Raw genomic sequence first — 21,292 nt, 5'->3', positions numbered from 1 at the left:
GTAAATGCAGTAATCAAAACTTTGCAAACGGATATTATAAAATACAAAGATCATGAAAAAATTAAACGAAAATGGAACGATCCAAGAACTGGAATCTCCTTTTTTACACCTTACTAGTTTTAAACAAAATGATATCAAAGGTGAGTCACAAATGATAAATAAAGATGCTATACCAAGTCCTTTTAAGTCTGTATATGAATTAGAAGGTGAAGAACAGGGGTATGATGAAAAAAATGAAGCTTTTGTAGAGTTGATGGATAATTTATACGATGAAGAATTTGAAGAACTGGTTCAAGAAATGGTTATGGAGGCTCAAGAGTTATATGAAAGTCAGACTTCTCAACATTATGAGTTACAAAACCATGAAACAAATGTTAGACAATCCTTAGATGAGCATTTTGTGCCTTTTCTCAATGAAATTGAACGATTTATGGATTACATGGCCGAAACTGCCGAAAAGAATGATGTTCAAAATATGACAGATGAAGAGTGGGAAACCTTAGCAGATCAGTACGTTCCTATATTGGAAGAAACTCCAGCTTTTGAAGATTTTGGAGGATGGTTAAAAAAGAAATGGAAAAAAGCGAAAAAGAAATTAAAGAAAATAGCAAGAGTGGCTAAGAAGGTAGTGAAAAAAGGAGTCAGCCTTGCTAAAAAAGCAGGAATGGGTTTTTTAATTAAAAGAGCAAAAGGGTATATCGTAAGAGGTTTTCGTAAAGTTTTAAAACAGGTACTAAAATATGGTCTTAGATATGTTCCAAAAAAATATCATTCGATAACCAAAAGTCTAGCCAAAAAAATAGGAGTATTAGGAGAAACTAGCGAAAACGAGGATTATGAAATAGATTTCCAGCAAGAGTTGGATAGTATGCTAGCTGAGTTTATGTTGGTAACAAATGAAACAGAACTAGGGCATATCGAACAAGAATTTTTGTATGAAACAGATACCCCTGTAGAGAATACTTTGGATCAACTAGATATTGCTAGAGAAACTTTTATTAATAGACTAGGAGAATTACAAGATAATGAAGATCCGCAACCTGCAATTGAAGAATTTGCAACAGCAATATTAATGGGGCTTAAGTGGGCAATTCGAATTATTGGTAAGAAAAGAAGTATGGATTTCGCAGCCAACGTAATCAAAAAAGTAATTCAACCATATGTCGGACAGAGTAAAGCTAAAATGTTATCCAAATTTATGGTTAAAGCGGGCTTTAAGTTACTCAACTTAGAACTTACACCAGAACAAGAAGTAGAAGAGGGTAATAGGGCATTAGCTGCAGTGGTGGAAGATACGGTTAGACAAATTGCATCTTTCCCAGAGCATATTATACAAAATGAAAATTTACTAGAGAGCAATATCGTACAAGCTTTTGAAGAATCTGCAAAAGCAAATTTACCAGATATCTTAACAGAAGAAACATATATAAAAAGACCTGATTTAAGAGAGGCATCCAGACATAAAGTAGCTTGGAAAATGAAAAAGATAGGTAAGGGTAAAAGGAAGAGATGTCGATATAAAAAATTAAATAAACAAATAGAAACAGAACTCACTCCATATTTAGCTAAAGAAATAAAAACCTATGGAGGGGTTTCTTTGGGAGAAACCTTAAGAGATCAAATGGGGGTCTTTGTTAATAAGAGTATTCCTGTTAAGGTTCATTTGTTCGAAACTTTACCAGGTTCGAATAGGTTTTATATAGGAAAAAATGAAACAGTTATACCAAAACTTAATATTGGTAATGGTATAGCAGGGCAACAAATCCATCCGTTAACTTCTGTGGCAGCTGGATTACTAATGGGCGAACCAGCACTTGGATGTAGGTCAAACACTCAATGCCTTACAAGTAAAAATAGTAGTTCGGCGCATCGATATTACTATTTAGAGATACCCGGTGCAAGGCCACAAATGTATTTAGCGCCTTCAGGAATACAATATTTAAGAAAAACAACTGGTTTAAAAGTTAAATTAGATTTTATTAAGAATCAGATACACCTGTTTCTTTTCTTTAGCGAATCTGAAGTTCAGGGTATTGCGACTCAAATTAGACAACATATAGAGGGTAATGCAACACGTCTAATTTCTAAAGCTCTTGAATTGGGTATAAAAACAGCTTTTTCAAGACATTCTACAGATAATATTCGGATCATTCATCCTAATGTGGTTCCCGGTAAAAATTCAGGGATTGCAATGAAATATGTACCCATAATACTTCAAGAAAAATTACAAAATAAACTTAAAAACTGGACAGAAAGTAAATTAACTGATTATCTAATCAATTATAAAAATGAGTTTATACAAGCTGTAGATGCTGAAGCAGATGGAGTGACTATTTGTATAACAACCAGTGCTCCTTCAGGTTTTAATGTGTTAAGAAAACTTATGAATACTGATAAGGTTCAGATTTCAGAAAATATTTTTTCTGAGCCCAGTTTGGATATAGATATAAAAATAAAACCGGGATATCAATATGTCTAACTCATTTCAAGATATTCATGAACAGCTTTCAAGACAGTTGGGTCATTGGACTCAAGCCGCATCTAGATTATCTAGATTGGATGAACTTGCTTCTCCAGAATCATGGAGAGGGTTGGAGCATTACCTAAATATTGCATTAAAAAATAGTTTGGGAAATGGGTTAATTACTCTTATTCAAAATGGAGAAATGCTTAAACAACAACTTGCAGAAGCCAAAACTGTAGAGCAATTAGAGAAACTTCAGCTTCGATTAGATGATTACAAAAGAAAATATCTAAGAACAGAAACGATGTTAGATTTTTATGCAGATGCTATTAATTCAAGAACAAATAGAGATATATCTGCAATCATGAGAGCTTGTGATTGTATTGCTAGAGATAGTATGAAATCTATTTTGACACCATTAGGCAAAACAGTCCCCCCAGTGCTTACCTATATTGATAAAGGTTTAGGTGCTTCTATTCTTAAAGCAGGATTAAGGCTTTGGGATGGAAAAACACAAAGTCCGGTCGCCGCTATCAAAATTGTGAGACACAATTTATATCGCCCTACAGCTTTAATTCATGAAGCGGGGCATCAGGTAGCACATATGCTTCATTGGAATGAGGAGTTAGGTCAAGTATTATTAAGACAATTGAAAAGTATATCCCCAAAAATTGCAGAACTATGGTCAGGGTGGTCCTCAGAAATTGCTGCGGATACTTTTGCATTTGTACATACAGGATATGGATCGGTTGTTGGGCTTCATGATGTAGTCTCTGGAGACAGCAAATTTGTTTTTAGGTATACACCCATGGATCCACATCCCATAAGTTACTTAAGAGTGTTATTAGGGATTGAAATGTGCAAAGTTTCTTATGGTAAAGGACCATGGGATCAGATGGAACGAGTTTGGAAACAGAAATATGTTGATAAAAATCCTAAACCCCAAGTACAAACACTAATTAAACAATCGATCCCTCTACTGTCCAAAATTGCGAAGATTTGTTTAGATACTCCGATGATGGCTTTTGATAAAAAACCTATTACCTATTGGATACCACCTAAGAGAGTTGCTCCAAATCATTTGCAAAAGTTGGTAAAACAGGCAGGTAATGCATTATATGTTTCGAATCATTGGGTATCAAATGAAGCAATAAGGTTATTAGCATTAGGTGGATATCAGGTGGCAATATACCCGCTAAAAGTGCCTCAGATTTTAGAGCAACAAAGAAAATGGATGCTTAGGCTTGGCGAAACTTTGCAAGTAGCATAAAAACAAATAAATAATTTATAAATACATACCAAAATGGCAACAAAGAACACACCACAAAGAAGTAATGTAACTAGTACTAAGACAATACAGGAAGCGGTTAAAGATCCAGCAGAAAAATTATTTGATGAGATCAAAAAAGCACTACACGGGGGAAAAGGGAGTAAGCAATGGTCTCTTCCTCCTCAAAACAATAAAGTAGAATGTATTGTTCCGATTATAATCGAATAATAAATAATAGATAACAAATAACTTAAAAATAAGAAGTCATGTTTAGAAGAATAGTAGGTAGAGGAATTGATAAGGAAGAAAGGGCTAAAAAATTATTTTGTTTGCACCCTTCAGAAATAAGAGCCTTATTAGAATTAGGTTGGAATACAAGAGTTCATAAGAAAAAAGGGAATGATGGTGCATTGTTCGTTGGCCAACCAAATAGACGTAGCGAGATTGCTCAACTTCCAGAATATTTTATAGATGCATTGTTTGGGAGTAAAGATGCTAATAATTTCTCTTCTTCAAATAGAAATGATTTCGCATGTGCCTCAAGATGGGATCATTTGATATATTCCTATCTTATTGAAAACACCTGCGTTTATAAAATATTTCATAAGGTGCTATTCGAATATCTTCATGGAGAAAAATTAGGTGTACCCACAGAAGAAACTCAAAGTTGGCTACGCAATACCGAAGAGCTTTTTTATAGCAACCCCGCACCATTCTCAATATACAATGTAGTTAGTCATATTAGACCAGATATGGAAGCTACTCGCAGGAATAATTATTTTAGAATGTTTGGGATGGATCTTAATCATGGAAATGAAAATAATAGCCCATATAAGTTTGCAAAACCAGATGGTTCTAATCGTGATTTCGTATCTACTTTTGAGGACTTTCTTCAAGAAGTATGGACCGGGATTATTAATTCAAAAAATACTAGCGGATCTGATCGAACAGATGACGCTGCCATTGCAAATTTGGCACGTCAACTTCATGATATGTTAAACGATAGGCGTTTAAATGGTAATATATCTAGAGAGGAATTTTTCTTCGTTTCTATGATGTCATGGTTTCATCTTACGTTAGAATTTGATTTTCCAATTATCACTTCTTTAAGAGCCGAAGGGACCAGAGAAGATCAAAGATTGTATAGAGTTGCTGATAGAGTTGGTATTCCGGCACATGCCAAATCCTATGATTTCTTCCAGTTAGCAGAACCAATGTCTCGTATACTTATAATGATCGAAACTGGGATTTTTAATGATGAAGCATCTGTGCCAGCTTTGTATAATGATGGAGATATTGAGACCGATATGCGTACTATTATTACACATTGGGGGTATGCAACAGGAAGAGATATGAAAGTGCGTAGAGGAGAGAATGTAACAATTGCCCGTAACAATTATAAAGGATATACAACCTCACAAATGCCTAAAATAAAAAGAATCGGAGCCAATGGAAGTGAAAAAGCAATAACAGTTTAATTCCTTAAAAAAAATCTTATGAAAAATTATAATCCCAATACGTTGAGTTTGTTGAATACGCCATATTTGGATAATGAAATTCTGGGTTTTCAAAAGGAATCTAATCAAGAATTGAATTTTTCAAATCAATTAGACAGCCCTTTCTTAATGAATGAGTTATTTGATGAAACAGAAATAGAAGATCCAATATTCATTAATGAAACCGAGAACGAAATGGAGCTTGATGAGGAGTTCGATCATCAGTGTAATGAAGATTATATTGATTTTGAAGAAGAACTTTTTAATATAGATGATGAGATAGATGAAGACTTTGATGATGAGTATTCGGATAATTTTGAAGAGATTGTTGATGAGAATGAGGAAATGATCTTCGAAGATGAATATGATAATGAGCTAATCGAATACGAAAATTCTTTTAATGTGCGACGAGCCATAAGAAGAAATAAATATTGGGCTAGAAAATTAAATTGGGAAAAGGAGAAGCACAAAATAAGGAGTTTCTTGCAAGAAATGTTTCCTCATATACAGATGAAATCAGATAGAAGCTTTGCTCAAGGAGTAGAGCTATGGCAGCGATTTATGAATGCTAAAAAACCAGATGGGATTATAGGGCCTAAAACCTGGTCTACGCTTCAAGGACATATTGCTAATAGAACAACGACAACATCTCCCACACAAATACCAACGCATGGAGTAGATAATAGTCTAAAAAATATCTCAGAACTTTCTTTGGATATTTATGAAGCCAAGTATGATATGTTAAAAGCTTGGGAAGCTAGTTTAAAACAATTTTATATAGTGATGAAATCAGCTTCTGATGCAGAGGTGAGTACAAACTTTGCTCAAACTATCCAAAATTTTATTAAAGGAAGTCTTATTGCAACATTTGCTGCAAAAACACCCTTAAAGGCAGGGACATATGTTTTAAAATTCTTTGAAACTATTAATAAAGAACAAGCTAGGGCAAGTGAAGCTAGAAATAGTGCAGATTTCCGAGATTTCATGATAAAATTCATTAATGCATTAACCAGATTTATGTCTGATTTAAGAAGGAATAAGGCAGATTACTTTACTCAAGTGCGTATCGATTACGAAAACATGAATAAAAATCAACAAACTCATTATAAAGAAGAACTAGTTTCTTATATAGAAAAACTTGATAAAAAAAGACAAAATGGTTGGTTAAGTGGTACGGATACCTTCAAAAAAATTGCATTTGCTTGGATTCGATATTCTAAGGTTAAAAACTCTGCTATAAAAAGAGGGTATCATGAATCTTTTATTCAATTATGGGTGAATATGAAACCTAATAAAGCTTTGCAAATAAAAAAAGCTAAGATAAATGCACCAGGCGGAAGAAAAATTGCAGAGCAGTTAATCAAAAACGCCCGTAACGATGGAACAAAATTGAAACCATATAAGTGGCCAGTTTTTCGGGTGATAATATTTCACAGAAAATCTAACAATTGGCCTTATGTCTCTACTCGTGTTTTATCCAACGGTAATATTGCTAAGACGATACCTCAAAATAAAGGAGGGCAAACTTTATTTAAAAGATTATTTGCTCGCAAATCAACTACTATGAGAATAACATAAGTATATCTCACTTTGTTAAATATTCAATATAGCTTAAGTACTTCATGAGCTATTATAAAATGATACTGTTCTAATATGAAAAGAAAGGACATAATCCTGAGTGTCCTAAAATGTTCAGGGAAATAAAATCATATACATCACAATTATGAAAATTTTTGAATTAAAAGGGGTTAAGATTATTGAAAAGATCGTACAAAAAACAATCAATGCAGGACGTCGCCCACAAGGAGATGATCAATGTGTAGAGAGGTGTTTGAGAAGTGGTTCTCCACTTGCAACATGTTATCAACAATGTGATCTTGGACCTGCTCCTGGTCGATAGTAATCAAAATTAATAATATGTTCAAATCAAGGGACTTATTAGTGCCTTGATTTGAGCTTAAATAAATTATTTCATGAAAACATATCTAATAGAAAGAACCATCCCAGAAATAGGTAATTCTTCAAAAGAACAATTAAAGCAGATTTCTCAAAAATCTTGTAAGGCAGTTGGAGAAATAGGATCTAATATCCATTGGTTACATAGTTATATTGTTAAAAATAAAGTGTATTGCGTATATAAAGCGATGAATAAGAAATTGATAAAAGAACATGCTGTTAAAGGAGGATTCCCCATAGATGTTATTTATGAGTTAAAAGAAACAATTAGTCCAGAAATCTCTAGTTAATTGAATTAAATGTTATATTAACTATTTAATAAACAAATAATTATGAAAAATCAAATTTTCTTATATCTAGGTTTTATCATTTTTTTAGCGGCATGTGGTAATGATGATGATGGAGGGGGGGCAGATGCAAATGCTATTCTGGGAAAATGGGTTTTAGAAAGCACAACCGAGACGGATTATTATTTTAATACCGATGGTTCTTCAGTGGATTGTTCTGGAAATAAAACTACACTCGAATTTAATACTACTACTAGAGTAAATGTAAGCTGGATGGTTGTTAATCAAAGTGGAACGAAAATATGTGTGAGTGGCGAAAGTGAGGAAGTTTCGACAAGTACTATAAATTTGATAGAAGGGACTTTTCCTCCACCAAAAGATATCTTTACTTATGTGTTGAGGGAAGAGAAACTCATTTTAATTGATGCTGCAAATGATAATTTTGTTTTTATAAAAGATAACTAAGCACAATCCTTATATAAAAATGAATACCTATTTTTGGATTAAATTCTGAAAATAATCCTCGTTGGCTCAAAAAGCAACATACACCCAATTAATCAAAACTGAAGCGCAACGCTTAGGGTTCCTTTCTTGCGGAGTTTCTAAGGCCGAGTTTCTCGAAGAAGAAGCTCCTCGTTTAGAAAAATGGTTGGAGCATAATATGCATGGTGAGATGAGGTATATGGAGAATCATTTTGATAAACGCTTAGATCCTACTAAACTAGTTGAAGGCTCGAAAACGGTAATTTCTTTGCTTCTTAATTATTTTCCTTCTCGAGGTCAACAAGATCCCGAAGCTCCAAAAATATCCAAATATGCTTATGGCACAGATTATCATTTTGTAATTAAAGATAAACTGAAACAGTTATTAAATTTTATTCAAGAGGAAATTGGAGAAGTACATGGTAGAGCCTTTGTAGATTCTGCTCCTGTTTTGGATAAAGCATGGGCTGCAAAAAGTGGCCTAGGTTGGATAGGAAAAAACAGTAACCTGATTACACAAAAAGTAGGATCGTTTTATTTTATAGCAGAGTTGATTGTTGATCTAGAATTAGAATATGATACACCCGTTACTGATCATTGTGGGTCGTGTACGGCATGTATAGATGCGTGCCCTACGCAGGCCATTGTAGAGCCTTATGTTGTTGATGGCAGTAAATGTATTTCTTATTTTACTATTGAACTTAAAGAGGAGATCCCTACGAGTTATCAAAATCAATTTGATGATTGGATGTTTGGATGTGATGTGTGTCAAGATGTATGCCCTTGGAATCGGTTTTCAAAACCACATAATGAACCGTTATTTAACCCAAAGCCCGAGTTATTAGAAATGACAAAAAAAGATTGGCAAGAAATTACACAAGACGTTTTTTCTACAATTTTCCAGAAATCAGCAGTAAAGCGAACAAAATTTTCAGGCCTTCAACGAAATATTCGTTTTTTAAAAAATATGTAAAGCTTTTATTGAGGATTTCATAATACAAACGTTTGCACAATCGGTTTTATAAACTTTGATTAAAAAATTCGCACCCGTCTTGCTGTTATCTTGTATATTCGACAGGTTTTTTTGTTAAAATCATGTGATTTTAATTTCAGAATCCCCTAGACCTTTTTGCTTTACAACTTAGCCTTTAATTAAAGCGTGAAATACCTTTGCATATGAACGAATTATCGTATATCGACATTGCCGTTATTGTAGTTTATTTGATCGGAATCATTATCTACGGAATATCAAAATCAAAAAGAGGAAGTTCTGAGGATTATTTTTTAGGAGGACGAACAATGACCTGGCCTATAGTGGGTATAGCACTATTTTCGGCAAATATTTCAAGCTCTACTTTGGTTGGATTAGCATCTGATGCTTATCAAACCAATATTAATGTATATAACTACGAATGGTTTGCAGTAGTGGTTTTGATCTTTTTTGCCATATTCTTTTTGCCTTTTTATCTTAGGTCAGGAGTATATACAATGCCAGAGTTTTTAGAAAGACGCTATGATAGTAGATCAAGGTATTATTTCTCATTTATTACTGTAGTAGGTAATATTTTGGTAGATACAGCTGCAGGATTATACGTGGGTAAGATCGTTTTAACCTTACTGTTTCCTTCTTTGGATTCTACTTTGATTTTGATAATTCTAGCGGTAGCGGCCGCTGCATATACAATACCTGGAGGATTAAATTCTGTAATTCAGACCGAAGTGATTCAAGCGATTTTATTAATTCTTGGATCTTGTTTACTTACTTATTTTGCTTTTGATCAATTAGGTGGAGGATGGTCTGGAATGATGGCTAAATTAGACACAATGTTATCCGCAGGAAATGTGGACTTTGCTGATCGAGCAGCCGAGGGGAAGTTTATCCCATCAAATGCAGATGAGGTGTTTAGTCTAGTGCGTCCTGCCAATGATGAGTTTATGCCCTGGTGGGGATTGTTAACAGGTGTACCTTTATTAGGGTTTTATTTTTGGGCTAATAATCAATTTATGGTGCAACGAGTACTTGGAGCTAAAGATTTAAATCATGGACGATGGGGAGCGCTTTTTGCAGGGTTTTTAAAACTACCAGTGATTTTTATTATGGTCGTTCCTGGCGTATTGGCATTACTTTTATTTAGTGAGTTGGATATTTCTAGCCTTAATTATAGTTTAATCAATGGAGAGATTTGCAAGGATTTGGCAGATTGTCCTAACCTTACATATCCTGTTTTGCTTTTTCAACTTTTACCCGTAGGAGTTTTAGGATTAGTAGTTGCGGGTTTAATGGCGGCAATGATGTCTTCGGTTTCGGCTACATTTAACTCTGCATCTACATTAGTGACTATGGATTTTGTAAAACAATTAAAACCAGAAATGACCAGTAAGCAACTGGTTAAAGTTGGTCAAATTACTACGGTTATACTAGTTGTTTTGGCTATTTCTTGGGTGCCATTTATAGAAAGTGTAAGTGATTCTCTTTGGACATATCTACAATTAGTAATAGCCTATACATGTCCACCGGCGGTATCCACTTTTATACTGGGATTGTTTTGGAAGCGAGCCAATGGAACAGGTTCAATAGTAAGCTTACTTACAGGATTTTCTTTAGCAATTTTGATGATTTTTTCTCAAATTTTTGATTGGATACCTCAAATAAATGAGCTTCATTTCTTAGCAAAGGCCACATGGTTATTTGTAGTTTGTGTTATAGTACATGCTGTGGTGAGCTTGATCACTAAACCGCAACCCGAACAGCAAATCAAAGAGTATACCTATAAGAAAGAAATGTTCGCTCAAGAGTCTAAAGAACTTGTTGGATTATCTTGGTATAAGAATTACAGGATCCTATCTGTTATTTTATTGATTCTAACTACTGTTGTGGTAGGATTCTTTTGGTAATACTATTAACTGGATTCTCTTAAAATAAGGTGTGTGGGTAATATTATTTCCTTGTGTTTAATGGGCTGTTCCAGATGAGTTAATTCTATTTCTTGTAAAAGAATTTCTGTAGCTGTTTTTCCAATCTCATATGCAGGTTGATCAATAGTTGTTAGAGTAGGGGTAACAACTGATGACATGAACCAATTACTAAATCCAACAACGGCTATGTCATTAGGTATTTTAATGCCTTTTTCGTTAAAATATTTGATGATCCCCACAGCTACTAAATCTGTAATAGCAAATATAGAGTCTATATTAGAGTGCTCTTTAATAAGTTTTTGCGCATTGAGATAACCATCTTCAAAATCTTTGTTGTTGTTGCATACATAAACTAAAGAAGGATCGTAAGAAATATCATGATCTAATAAGGCTTCTTTATATCCTTCGAAACGATCATTTGATATTTTTGGGTTTAAATCACCTCTGAAATGGGCAATTCTACGGTAGCCCTTTTTAATAAGATGGCATACCGCTTGGTACGCTGCTTTTTTATCATCGATTCTTACTTTAGAACATGCAATACTAGGTTCGACTTTATCGAAAAGCACTAAAGGTATTTTTCTACTTATTATTTTTTTTAAATGTACAAATTCATTGGTCTTGTTTGATAATGACATTAAAATTCCATCAACGCGTTTGTCGATCAGTAAATTGACATGAAGTTTTTCTAGAAATAATTTTTCATCAGATTGTAGAATGATTACTAAATATCCTTTTTTTTCAGCTTCAGCTATAATTCCATCTATTACGTTAGAAAAAAAATGATGAACTGTAGTTGGGATAATTACTCCAATAGTTTTCGTTTGCTTAGTTCGAAGATTAACTGCCAACTGATTGGGAGTGTAGTTTAATTTATTTGCCATATAAAGAACCTTTTTTTTGGTTTCTTTATTAACATCAGGATAATCCTTTAATGCTTTTGATACTGTAGCCACCGAAATACCGAGTTCATTTGCAATGTCTTTAAGTGTGGTGATTTCCATGATTATAATTTTCATTTCTAAGATACAATTAATGGTTTAGTATGATTACAAAGTGCATTTAATTTTTTATTACCCAGAAACCATTGAGTGGTTATGAACTCGATTAATATTCTGAATAACTTTATAGTAAAACGATTCTATTAAATCCACTAAAACAGTAAATCCTACAACTGTTTGGAGCGTTTTATGAATTAAAAGTTACAATGAATTGTTTTTTCGAAAAAAAGAAGTTTCGAAATCGTTTTCGATTTTTTCGAAATCGTTTTCGGCCGCTTAGGAAATTCACTTTTGCTATAGGAGTGAATAAACAATTAAGAAATTGCAATGAATTAAATAACTACAGAAAATGAAACAATTACGATTAATTTTTATGTCATTTCTCTTTATTGGGGTTATGAAATTATGTGCCCAAGAAAATGTAAGTATCTCGGGCATTATCTCAGATGCTCAAAACATTCCTGTTTTAGGAGTAAATGTTTATCTAGATGGTACTAATCGAGGAGCAACTTCAGATTTCGACGGGCAATACATTATAGATAATTTAGAATCCGGTGTGAGCTACACAATAGTTGTGTCATCTATTGGGTTTAAAACGTTAAGAGCAACTGTCGTTTTAACAGGGGATACTACTAGAGATATTATATTACAAGAAGATTTGCTTTCACTTGATGAAATTGTGGTTACCGGTGCTTCTAACCCAAGAACAAAGTTAGAGTCCAGTGTAGCAATTACTACTATGGGAGTAAAGGAATTAGAACAAAAAGCGCCTCAGAGTACAGCAGATATTTTGCAGTCGATTCCCGGATTTTTGGTAGAAACTTCAGGAGGTGAAGTAGGAAATAATCTTTTTGCTAGAGGTATTCCATCTGCAGGAGCGTATGAATTTGTACAAATTCAGGAGGATGGATTACCAGTTTTTGAAGATGGAGCACTACAATTTGCGAACGCTGATAATTGGTATCGTTTGGACGAGACAGTTAAAAGTATGGAGGCAATTCGAGGAGGTTCTGCTTCTATTTTTGCAACCAATGCGCCAGGAGGAATTATCAATTTTATCTCTAAAACAGGACAAAATGAATTAATTGGTAGGGCAAAATTGAGCATTGGGGATTATGGACTTTTTAGAACAGATCTTAACATAGGAGGAGCTATTGTAGAAGATAAATTGTTTTTTAATATTGGTGGTTTTTACAGAGTAGATCAAGGAATTCGAGATCCTGGGTTTGCAGCAAATAATGGTGGGCAAATGAAATTTAACCTTACCTATAAATTTGATAAAGGATATGCTCGTATGTATTATAAAAAATTAGAAGACAGGAACCTTTTTTTACTCCCTATCCCATTAAGAGGAGATAATGATGGTAACCCAGAAGAGTTTGAAGGGTTTGATCCTAATTTTGGAACCTTAACCTCCAGAAATTTTAGTAGATTAAGAGTTCCGCAAGTTGGTGGAGGATTTTTTGAAAGAGATCTAGAGGATGGAGTAAATCCCAATGTTGATGCAATTGGAGGTGAATTTGTATATGACATATCTGATGTAGTTTCAATAAAAAATTCTTTTCGAAACACGGTAATTGATTTAAATTATAATGCAATTTTTAGTACTGGTGGGCCCAATACACAGGCTGATTTTGCTACGAGTACAACACAATTTCCATTAGATGATGCTGCAAATGCAGAATATACGTATGTAGATACAGGAGAAACCCTGGATATTAATTCATTGGTGATGAGAGCTGATCATTGGGCAATTGATAAGGACATGTCAAATTTCGCGAATAATCTTTCATTTTCTTTCAACTTTGAAAAAATACACGTTACTCTAGGGCATTATTATTCGAATTGGAAATCTAATCAATATTGGAACTGGAGTAACTATTTGGTGGATGTGTCGGATAATCCTAGATTAGTAAATCTAGTGGATACGAGTACAGGTATTTCTAGAACCTACAATGGTATAGAGAGAATTACTTGGTTAGAAAGAGATGCTCAAACCAAAGGATTGTTAAACGCAATCTTCTTGGATGCAGAAATAGATATTACAGAAAAGTTGACGGCTAATTTTGGGCTACGGTATGATGATAATGAATACTCTGGATTTAGGGATAACGCGAGGTTTTTTTCTACAGATTTAGGTTTATTATCTAATAATACAGCCGATGATGCAATTACAGTGGTCGACGGTAATCCATATACCTATTGGGATTATGATGTAAAAGAATTATCCTATACAACAGCATTGAATTATAAATTTAGTAATAACATGGCAATGTATATACGACATAGTCACGGATTTAGATCTCCGATAGAAGAATCTTATTATGATAATGCATTGGATCTAAGTGGTATCGAAATTACTGAAGTAGATCAAACCGAATTTGGGTTTAAATATTCTACATCAAATATTGGTGTTTATGCCAATGTATTTTATATGAATATGGATAATATAGCGTTTACTGATATTCTTGCAGATGGCACTTCAGAAAACAGATTTGCAGATGTAAACAACATAGGTATAGAACTTGAAGCAAATGCAAAATATGGCGCTTTTGATATAGAGGCTAATATTACTGTTCAAAAACCAGAATATGATAACTTTTTAGGATCTAATACAGATGGTTCTAGTTTTGATTTTGAAGGTAATACAGCCAGAAGAATTCCTAATGTTTATTTCACTGTTAGACCACAAGTAGAACTGATAGAAGGTTTAGGAGTATATATGCAATGGTCATATTTCGGTAAAAAATATCAAGATGAGGCGAATACAATCGAATTGCCATTATTTAATGTTTTTAATGCTGGAGCCTTTTATAGAATCAATAATTTAAGATTTGGTTTAGATGCATCAAATTTGTTTAATGAAATAGGCTTAACAGAAGGCAATCCAAGAGGGACAACTAGTGCTAATGATGATGTGTTTTTGGCAAGGCCTATTTTAGGAAGAGCAATTAGAATGTCTATTGCTTTAGATTTCTAAATTTTGTGTGTTAATATTGGTCATATTCCCTGCTTTTATTTGTAATAAGGTAGGGGGTATGTAATATGCTAGTCATAAAATTTCATTACATTTAGATGTATACTAAATCATTGATTCTTTATTAAATAGTTCTATTTTTCTAATGAAAAACCTTTCAATTAAAATTTCATTATATCTCAATTACTTTGTGTTTGCAATTTTATTAAACAGTGTAGGTATTGTTATATTAAAATCTCAAAATAACTATGGCGTTGATGAGGTTCAAGCAAGTGTGTTAGAGGCCTTTAAAGATTTGCCAATTGCTATAGTTTCTTTTTTTCTCGCTTCTTTTCTTCCAAGATTAGGATATAAAAAAGCAATGCTTATAAGCTTGTTTTTAGTATCCGTAGCTTGCTTATCAATGTATTACGGTAATTCATTTACAGCAGCAAAAATATTGTTCGCTACAGTGGGAGTTTCTTTTGCGTTAATAAAAGTTTCTGTGTATTCGATGATAGGAATGGTGACCCAAGGAGAGAAGGAGCATAATAGCCTAATGAGTTCGATAGAAGGTGTTTTTATGATCGGTATTGCTGTGGCTTATTTTTTATTTCCACTTTTTAATATAGAAGGAAAATCAAATTCATGGCTTAACGTGTATTGGCTTTTGGCGGCAATGTCTATAGCCTCGTTTTTATTTCTCTTTTTTACAAATTTTGAAAAAGAACCCGAGATACCAGGAGCTAATCTTCAAGAAGATTTCAGTCAGATGTTTAAGTTGTTAACAAAACTTTTGATTATTGTTTTTGTAATTAGCGCTTTTTTGTTTGTCATGATTGAACAAGGGATTATGACCTGGTTGCCATCATTTAACGATAAAGTATTAAAGCTTCCTGAAAATGTCAGTATCATGATGGCTAGTGTTCTTGCAATATGTCTAGCAATAGGTAGGATATTTGCGGGAGTGATTACTCAAAAAATTAATTGGCTTTGGGTACTTTCTATATGTACCATATTAGCAATGGCAATGGTTGTTTTTATCCTTCCTAAAACTGTAAATATAAATGTGGGAGCTATTAATACTCTTGCAGATATACCTCTTATTGGTTTTGCATTTCCGATTGTGGGACTATTCATAGCTCCGATTTATCCATTACTTAGTTCTGTGGTACTTAGCGCTTTGCCAGAAAGATTACATAGCCCAATGACAGGTTTAATTGTTGTTTTTTCTGCTCTTGGAGGTACGTTGGGTTCGAGGATAATTGGTTGGTTGTTCAAAAATGAAGGACCCGAAAATGCATTCTATTATACATTATTACCAATGGGATTATTATTGATTTCTTATTTCATTCTAAGAAAAGTTACTGTAAAAAATGCTCTTTAAACTACCAATTTCTCAAACGATTCAGGCATTATTAGATCAAGAAGATACTGATGCCGATAAAAAAATTACCATAGAAGACAAAGGGCCTAAAAGTTTTGAAATAAAGTGTGTGAAAGGAAATTCTTATAGCATTAAAGGAACATATTATTTGAGTAATTTACTTCAAGAACTAGCTTTAGAACAGCAATTAGGTAAGGAAATAGCTATAATCCCCTTAGAAAAAATAGAGGAACCTCCTTCTTCTCGTATTTCAAGAATGATCAAAGATTATTTTTGGACCGATCTTACGCGTACTATTGATAAAAATGGCTTGGATAAGATTCTTGATGATGAAAAAACATCTGATACAATGCAAAGAATTTATGTGCCCGAAAAGGATTTATTTGGACTGGAGTATTACAAAACTTTGCAGGAACAAATCCCAAGTTTGAAAATTAAAACATTACCTGAGAATATTACACCCCAATACGTGAAATCCATTAATAAAGAACCAGGATTGTTATCACTGGCAATCAAGGAAGGCAAAGGTGTTCCTTTTGTCGTACCTGGTGGACGTTTTAATGAAATGTATGGATGGGATAGTTATTTCGAATCTATCGGGTTACTTATTGACGGGCGTGAAGATTTGGCTGTTAGTATGGCAGATAATTTTGCGTATCAGATTAGACATTATAAGAAAATTTTGAATGCCAATAGAAGTTATTTCCTTACAAGAACACAACCTCCTTTTTTTAGTTCTCTATTGAGAGAAATCTATGAAAAAAATCAAGAAATTTCAAGGGATTGGATGTATGAAAACCTTAAGATGGTTATTTTAGAATATAGGACCGTCTGGATGCAAAAAGGCGTACGATTAACAAATACAGGCCTTAATAGGTTTTTTGGTGAAGGGATAGGAATACCACCAGAAACAGAGGAAGGACATTTTGATTTTATCTTAAAAAAGTTTGCAAATAAATATAAGGTCACCCTTCGTGAGTTTATTGAAAAATATAATAACGGGTTGCTAATTGATACAGAGTTAGATAGTTATTTTACTCATGATCGTTCCTTGCGCGAAAGTGGTCATGATACCTCGAATCGTTTAGATGATATTTGTGCAAATCTTAATACGGTTGGCCTTAATAGTCTATTGTATAAATATGAAGTAGATATTGCTTATCTGATCAAAAATATATTTAATGATTCTTTTGAGGAAGATACCTCTGAATTTTGGTTAGCTAAAGCTGAAAAAAGGAAAAAGTTAATGAATAAATGGATGTGGAATGAGGAAAAGGAATCTTACTATGATTATAATTTTCTTACTCAAGAACAACAGCTTATAGATGCTGCGACTAACTTTTATCCACTTTGGGCAGGAATTTGCGATAGTAATCAAGCAAATGTATTAGTGAAAAAATTGTATAAAAGTTTAGTTCAAAAAGGCGGTGTAGCAGGTACAGCGAATCTTTTTCAGGATACCGAAATCAGTGCCCCTCAACGTCAATGGGATTTCCCTAATGGTTGGGCACCACATCAAATGTTGATCTGGAGAGGGCTAAATAATTATGGTTTTAAAAACGAAACACAAGAATTGGTGTATCGATGGTTATGGATGATTACCAAAAATGCAGTTAACTATAACGGCACTATACCCGAAAAATATGATGTTGTAAAATGTACACACAAAGTATATGCAGAGTATGGTAATGTAGGTACAGAGTTTGATTATATTACTTCTAGCGGTTTTGGTTGGATGAATGCTTCGTATCAATTGGGATTAAGTCTATTAAATATAGAGTATAAAAATAAGTTAAATGAGTTAGTCGACCCTGATGATATTTTTAATAAATAAAACAGATAGCTGAACAATCATCAATTTATATGTTAAAAAGATAATTACTTTTTGCTATTCTTTATTTTTTCAAAGATTAAGAGCTTTAAATTTCTGCATCTCATATAGACTTGTAACTTTGTAAGCTTAGTATTCGCACATTTATCTTGATTTAGTATGAGTATCGAAAGTAAAAGAAGCGAGGCATTAGTGTATCACGCTAAGCCCACTCCAGGTAAAATCAAAGTAGTTCCAACCAAAAAATATGCTACGCAAAGGGATTTGTCATTAGCATATTCTCCAGGTGTTGCAGAGCCATGTTTAGAGATAGAAAAAAACACAGCCGATGTATATAAATATACTGCCAAAGGAAATTTAGTGGCAGTAATTTCTAACGGTACAGCAGTTTTAGGACTAGGGGATATAGGCCCTGAAGCTTCTAAACCGGTAATGGAAGGAAAAGGATTACTGTTTAAAATATTTGCTGACATCGATGTATTCGATATAGAAGTAGATACAAAAGATGTTGATGCCTTTATAGAAACAGTTAAGAATATAGCACCCACATTTGGCGGAATAAACTTGGAAGATATCAAAGCTCCTGAGGCTTTTGAAATCGAAAGACGATTAAAAGAAGAACTGGATATTCCTGTAATGCATGATGATCAACATGGTACTGCAATTATCTCTGCAGCCGCATTATTAAATGCATTAGAAATAACCGGAAAAAAAATAGAAGAAGCTAAAATAGTAGTTAGCGGTGCTGGTGCTGCTGCAGTATCTTGTACACGACTGTATAAGGCTTTTGGTGCCAAAGCAGAAAATATTGTCATGACCGATAGTAAAGGTGTGATCCGAAAAGATCGTGATAGCCTTACCGTAGAAAAGGCTGAATTTGCTACAGATAGAGACCTTAATGAATTAGAAGATGCTATGGTAGATGCCGATGTTTTTATTGGTTTATCAATGGCAAATCTAGTAACTCCCGATATGTTGTTAACTATGTCTGATGATCCTATTGTATTTGCAATGGCCAATCCAGATCCCGAAATAGAATATAACCTGGCAGTACAAACCAGAAAGGATGTGATCATGGCGACTGGAAGAAGTGATCATCCTAATCAGGTAAACAATGTGCTAGGATTTCCTTTTATTTTTAGAGGAGCGCTAGATGTAAGAGCAACAGGAATTAATGAAGAAATGAAAATGGCAGCCGTAAAAGCTTTAGCAGAACTTGCTAAAGAACCCGTGCCAGAGCAGGTAAATATTGCCTATGGAGAAACTCGACTTAATTTTGGTAAAGATTATATAATTCCAAAACCCTTTGACCCAAGATTGATTGCAAAGGTGCCTCCGGCAGTAGCAAAGGCAGCAATGGAAAGTGGTGTAGCCACAGAGCCTATTACCGATTGGGAGAAATATGAAGATGAATTGCTAGAAAGAATGGGTACTGATAATAAATTAGTGCGATTATTATTAGATAGAGCAAAAACAAACCCTAAACGAGTTGTTTTTGCTGAAGCAGATCATTTAGATGTTTTAAAAGCTGCCCAAACTGTAAAAGAAGAAGGTATTGCTTTTCCTATATTGTTAGGGCGTAAGGATATTATATTAGAATTAATGCAGGAAATCGATTTCGATCCTTCAGGAATTGAAATTATTGATCCCAAAGCAGATGAAGAGTGCGAAAGGAAAAATCACTACGCAAAAATGTATTGGGAAGCCAATAAGCGAAAAGGAATAACCTTATATGATGCGCAGCGTTTATTAAGAGAGCGTAATTACTTTGCCGCTATGATGGTGGATAGAGGAGATGCAGATGCCTTACTTTCTGGATATTCTAGAAGTTACCCTACGGTAGTTAAGCCAATGTTAGATCTTATCGGGCTTGCAAAAGGAGCTACTCGTATCGCAACAATGAATGTGATGATGACGGATAAGGGACCATTGTTTATTAGTGATACTTCGATTAATATTGACCCATCTTCTAAGGAATTGGCAAAGATTGCTCAAATGACCGCCAGAACAGTAGAGATGTTTGGGGTTAAGCCTATAGTAGCGATGATTTCTTATGCAAATTTTGGTTCTTCTAAGCACCCAAGTGCAGAAAAGGTTCAGGATGCAGTGGCTTATTTACATAGATATTATCCTAATCTAGTTGTAGACGGAGGATTGCAAATGAATTTTGCACTTAATAGACGTATGCGAAAGGATAAGTTTCCATTTTCGAAACTAAATGGAAAAAAAGTGAACACCTTGATATTCCCAAGTTTAGATGCGGCTAATAGTAATTATAAATTACTTAGTGAATTAAATAACGCAGAGTCTATAGGACCGATAATGATGGGGATGAATAAACCAGTTCACATCCTTCAACTAGGTGCAAGTGTTGAAGAAATGATAAATATGGCGGCTGTAGCAGTTATTGATGCGCAAGAAAAAGAAAAAAGAGAACGTGATTTATCATTGATTACAAAAGGAGTTTTGCAAGATTTAAAGTAAAAGTTCTATAAAATATATTGTAACAGAGATAAGCTTTAAAAATCATTTTTTAAAGCTTATTTTTTTATCCTTTTTATATAGTATAATTTTATTACATTTGGTTGCTTAACATCAACTCAACACATGATCACACATATCAAAGGGAGGCTTGTAGAGAAAAATCCTACTGATGTAGTTATTGAATGTAATGGAGTAGGGTATTTATTACATATCTCATTACATACGTTTTCTTTGATTCCAGAAGGAGAAGTACTTCAGTTATTTACGCATCTACAGGTTAAAGAAGATTCACATACCTTATTTGGTTTTGCCGAAAAATCTGAAAGAGAAATTTTCAGACTTTTGATCTCTGTTTCTGGGATAGGAGCAAGTACGGCTAGGACTATGTTGTCATCGTTGCATCCAGATCAAATTAAAGAGGCAATAGCTTCTAATGATGTTGCTACAATTCAATCTATTAAAGGAATTGGAGCTAAGACAGCTCAACGAGTAATTATTGATTTAAAAGATAAGATACTTAAAGTATATAATATTGATGAAGTTTCAGTGTTGCAAAGCAATACTAATAAAGATGAAGCGTTATCAGCATTAGAAACCCTTGGATTTAATCGAAAGCTCGCAGAAAAGGCCGTAGACAAGGTCCTAAAAAATACCCCAAACGAAACAGTTGAAAATATTATTAAACAGGCACTAAAAAATTTATAAAAACATTGAGTTCTTCGAATTATTTACGCTTTGATTTTTTTAGAATATTAGTATGT

The 21,292-nt window shown here is 33.7% G+C and carries 16 protein-coding genes; 15 read left to right on the top strand and 1 reads right to left on the bottom strand.

Annotation, left to right across the window (positions count from 1 at the left end):
* The first annotated feature begins 52 nt into the window (after window positions 1-52).
* The 10 genes from DK508_RS14405 (at window position 53) to DK508_RS14365 (ending at window position 10,851) form a co-directional block, all read left to right on the top strand.
* A complete protein-coding gene (locus DK508_RS14405; RefSeq protein ID WP_109301495.1) occupies window positions 53-2,479 on the top strand; it encodes a hypothetical protein in 2,427 nt (808 codons plus the stop codon).
* Window positions 2,472-3,734, top strand: a complete 1,263-nt coding sequence (locus DK508_RS14400; RefSeq protein ID WP_109301494.1) for a hypothetical protein — start codon at window positions 2,472-2,474, stop codon at window positions 3,732-3,734. The genes DK508_RS14405 and DK508_RS14400 overlap by 8 nt, the downstream gene beginning before the upstream one ends.
* A gap of 33 nt (window positions 3,735-3,767) precedes the next feature.
* Window positions 3,768-3,962 carry a hypothetical protein gene (locus tag DK508_RS14395; RefSeq protein WP_109301493.1) on the top strand — a complete coding sequence of 65 codons (195 nt, stop codon included), beginning with the start codon at window positions 3,768-3,770 and terminating at the stop codon, window positions 3,960-3,962.
* Window positions 3,963-4,000: 38 nt separating this feature from the next.
* Window positions 4,001-5,212, top strand: a complete 1,212-nt coding sequence (locus DK508_RS14390) for a hypothetical protein (RefSeq protein ID WP_200831876.1) — start codon at window positions 4,001-4,003, stop codon at window positions 5,210-5,212.
* 18 nt (window positions 5,213-5,230) lie between these two features.
* The gene (locus tag DK508_RS14385) at window positions 5,231-6,808 is read left to right on the top strand and encodes a hypothetical protein (protein ID WP_109301492.1); all 1,578 of its coding nucleotides are present in this window, start codon (window positions 5,231-5,233) and stop codon (window positions 6,806-6,808) included.
* A 145-nt stretch (window positions 6,809-6,953) separates the two neighbouring features.
* Window positions 6,954-7,130 carry a hypothetical protein gene (locus DK508_RS21195; protein ID WP_160114722.1) on the top strand — a complete coding sequence of 59 codons (177 nt, stop codon included), beginning with the start codon at window positions 6,954-6,956 and terminating at the stop codon, window positions 7,128-7,130.
* Between the two features lie 73 nt (window positions 7,131-7,203).
* Window positions 7,204-7,476, top strand: a complete 273-nt coding sequence (locus DK508_RS14380) for a DUF4242 domain-containing protein (protein ID WP_109301491.1) — start codon at window positions 7,204-7,206, stop codon at window positions 7,474-7,476.
* 42 nt (window positions 7,477-7,518) lie between these two features.
* Window positions 7,519-7,938: a hypothetical protein gene (locus DK508_RS14375; RefSeq protein ID WP_109301490.1), complete on the top strand. Its 420-nt coding sequence runs from the start codon at window positions 7,519-7,521 to the stop codon at window positions 7,936-7,938.
* Window positions 7,939-7,999: 61 nt separating this feature from the next.
* Entirely contained in the window at window positions 8,000-8,929 is a 930-nt protein-coding gene (gene queG / locus DK508_RS14370; protein ID WP_109301489.1) for a tRNA epoxyqueuosine(34) reductase QueG, read from the top strand.
* Window positions 8,930-9,132: 203 nt separating this feature from the next.
* Window positions 9,133-10,851: a sodium:solute symporter gene (locus DK508_RS14365; RefSeq protein ID WP_109301488.1), complete on the top strand. Its 1,719-nt coding sequence runs from the start codon at window positions 9,133-9,135 to the stop codon at window positions 10,849-10,851.
* 5 nt (window positions 10,852-10,856) lie between these two features.
* On the opposite strand, the gene DK508_RS14360 is transcribed toward DK508_RS14365, so the two are convergent.
* Window positions 10,857-11,891, bottom strand: coding sequence for a LacI family DNA-binding transcriptional regulator (locus DK508_RS14360; RefSeq protein WP_370443849.1), 1,035 nt, complete (start codon window positions 11,889-11,891; stop codon window positions 10,857-10,859).
* Window positions 11,892-12,222: 331 nt separating this feature from the next.
* Here DK508_RS14360 and DK508_RS14355 point away from each other — a divergent pair, with 331 nt between their 5' ends.
* The 5 genes from DK508_RS14355 (at window position 12,223) to ruvA (ending at window position 21,236) form a co-directional block, all read left to right on the top strand.
* On the top strand, window positions 12,223-14,853 hold the full coding sequence (locus tag DK508_RS14355; RefSeq protein WP_109301487.1) for a TonB-dependent receptor: 2,631 nt from the start codon (window positions 12,223-12,225) through the stop codon (window positions 14,851-14,853).
* 142 nt (window positions 14,854-14,995) lie between these two features.
* Window positions 14,996-16,216 (top strand): sugar MFS transporter, encoded by a 1,221-nt coding sequence (locus DK508_RS14350; protein ID WP_109301486.1) that lies wholly within the window; start codon window positions 14,996-14,998, stop codon window positions 16,214-16,216.
* Complete coding sequence (locus DK508_RS14345) at window positions 16,206-18,050, top strand: trehalase family glycosidase (RefSeq protein ID WP_109301485.1); 1,845 nt, start codon at window positions 16,206-16,208, stop codon at window positions 18,048-18,050. The genes DK508_RS14350 and DK508_RS14345 overlap by 11 nt, the downstream gene beginning before the upstream one ends.
* 156 nt (window positions 18,051-18,206) lie before the next feature.
* Window positions 18,207-20,531 carry an NADP-dependent malic enzyme gene (locus DK508_RS14340; RefSeq protein WP_109301484.1) on the top strand — a complete coding sequence of 775 codons (2,325 nt, stop codon included), beginning with the start codon at window positions 18,207-18,209 and terminating at the stop codon, window positions 20,529-20,531.
* A gap of 123 nt (window positions 20,532-20,654) precedes the next feature.
* Window positions 20,655-21,236, top strand: coding sequence for a Holliday junction branch migration protein RuvA (gene ruvA, locus DK508_RS14335; RefSeq protein ID WP_109301483.1), 582 nt, complete (start codon window positions 20,655-20,657; stop codon window positions 21,234-21,236).
* The last annotated feature ends 56 nt before the right edge of the window (window positions 21,237-21,292 follow it).

This window comes from Aquimarina sp. AU474, from assembly GCF_900312815.1.
Taxonomy (GTDB): domain Bacteria; phylum Bacteroidota; class Bacteroidia; order Flavobacteriales; family Flavobacteriaceae; genus Aquimarina.
The sequence above is the reverse complement of the archived record's forward strand: the minus strand, read 5'-3'. Positions and strand labels throughout refer to the sequence as shown.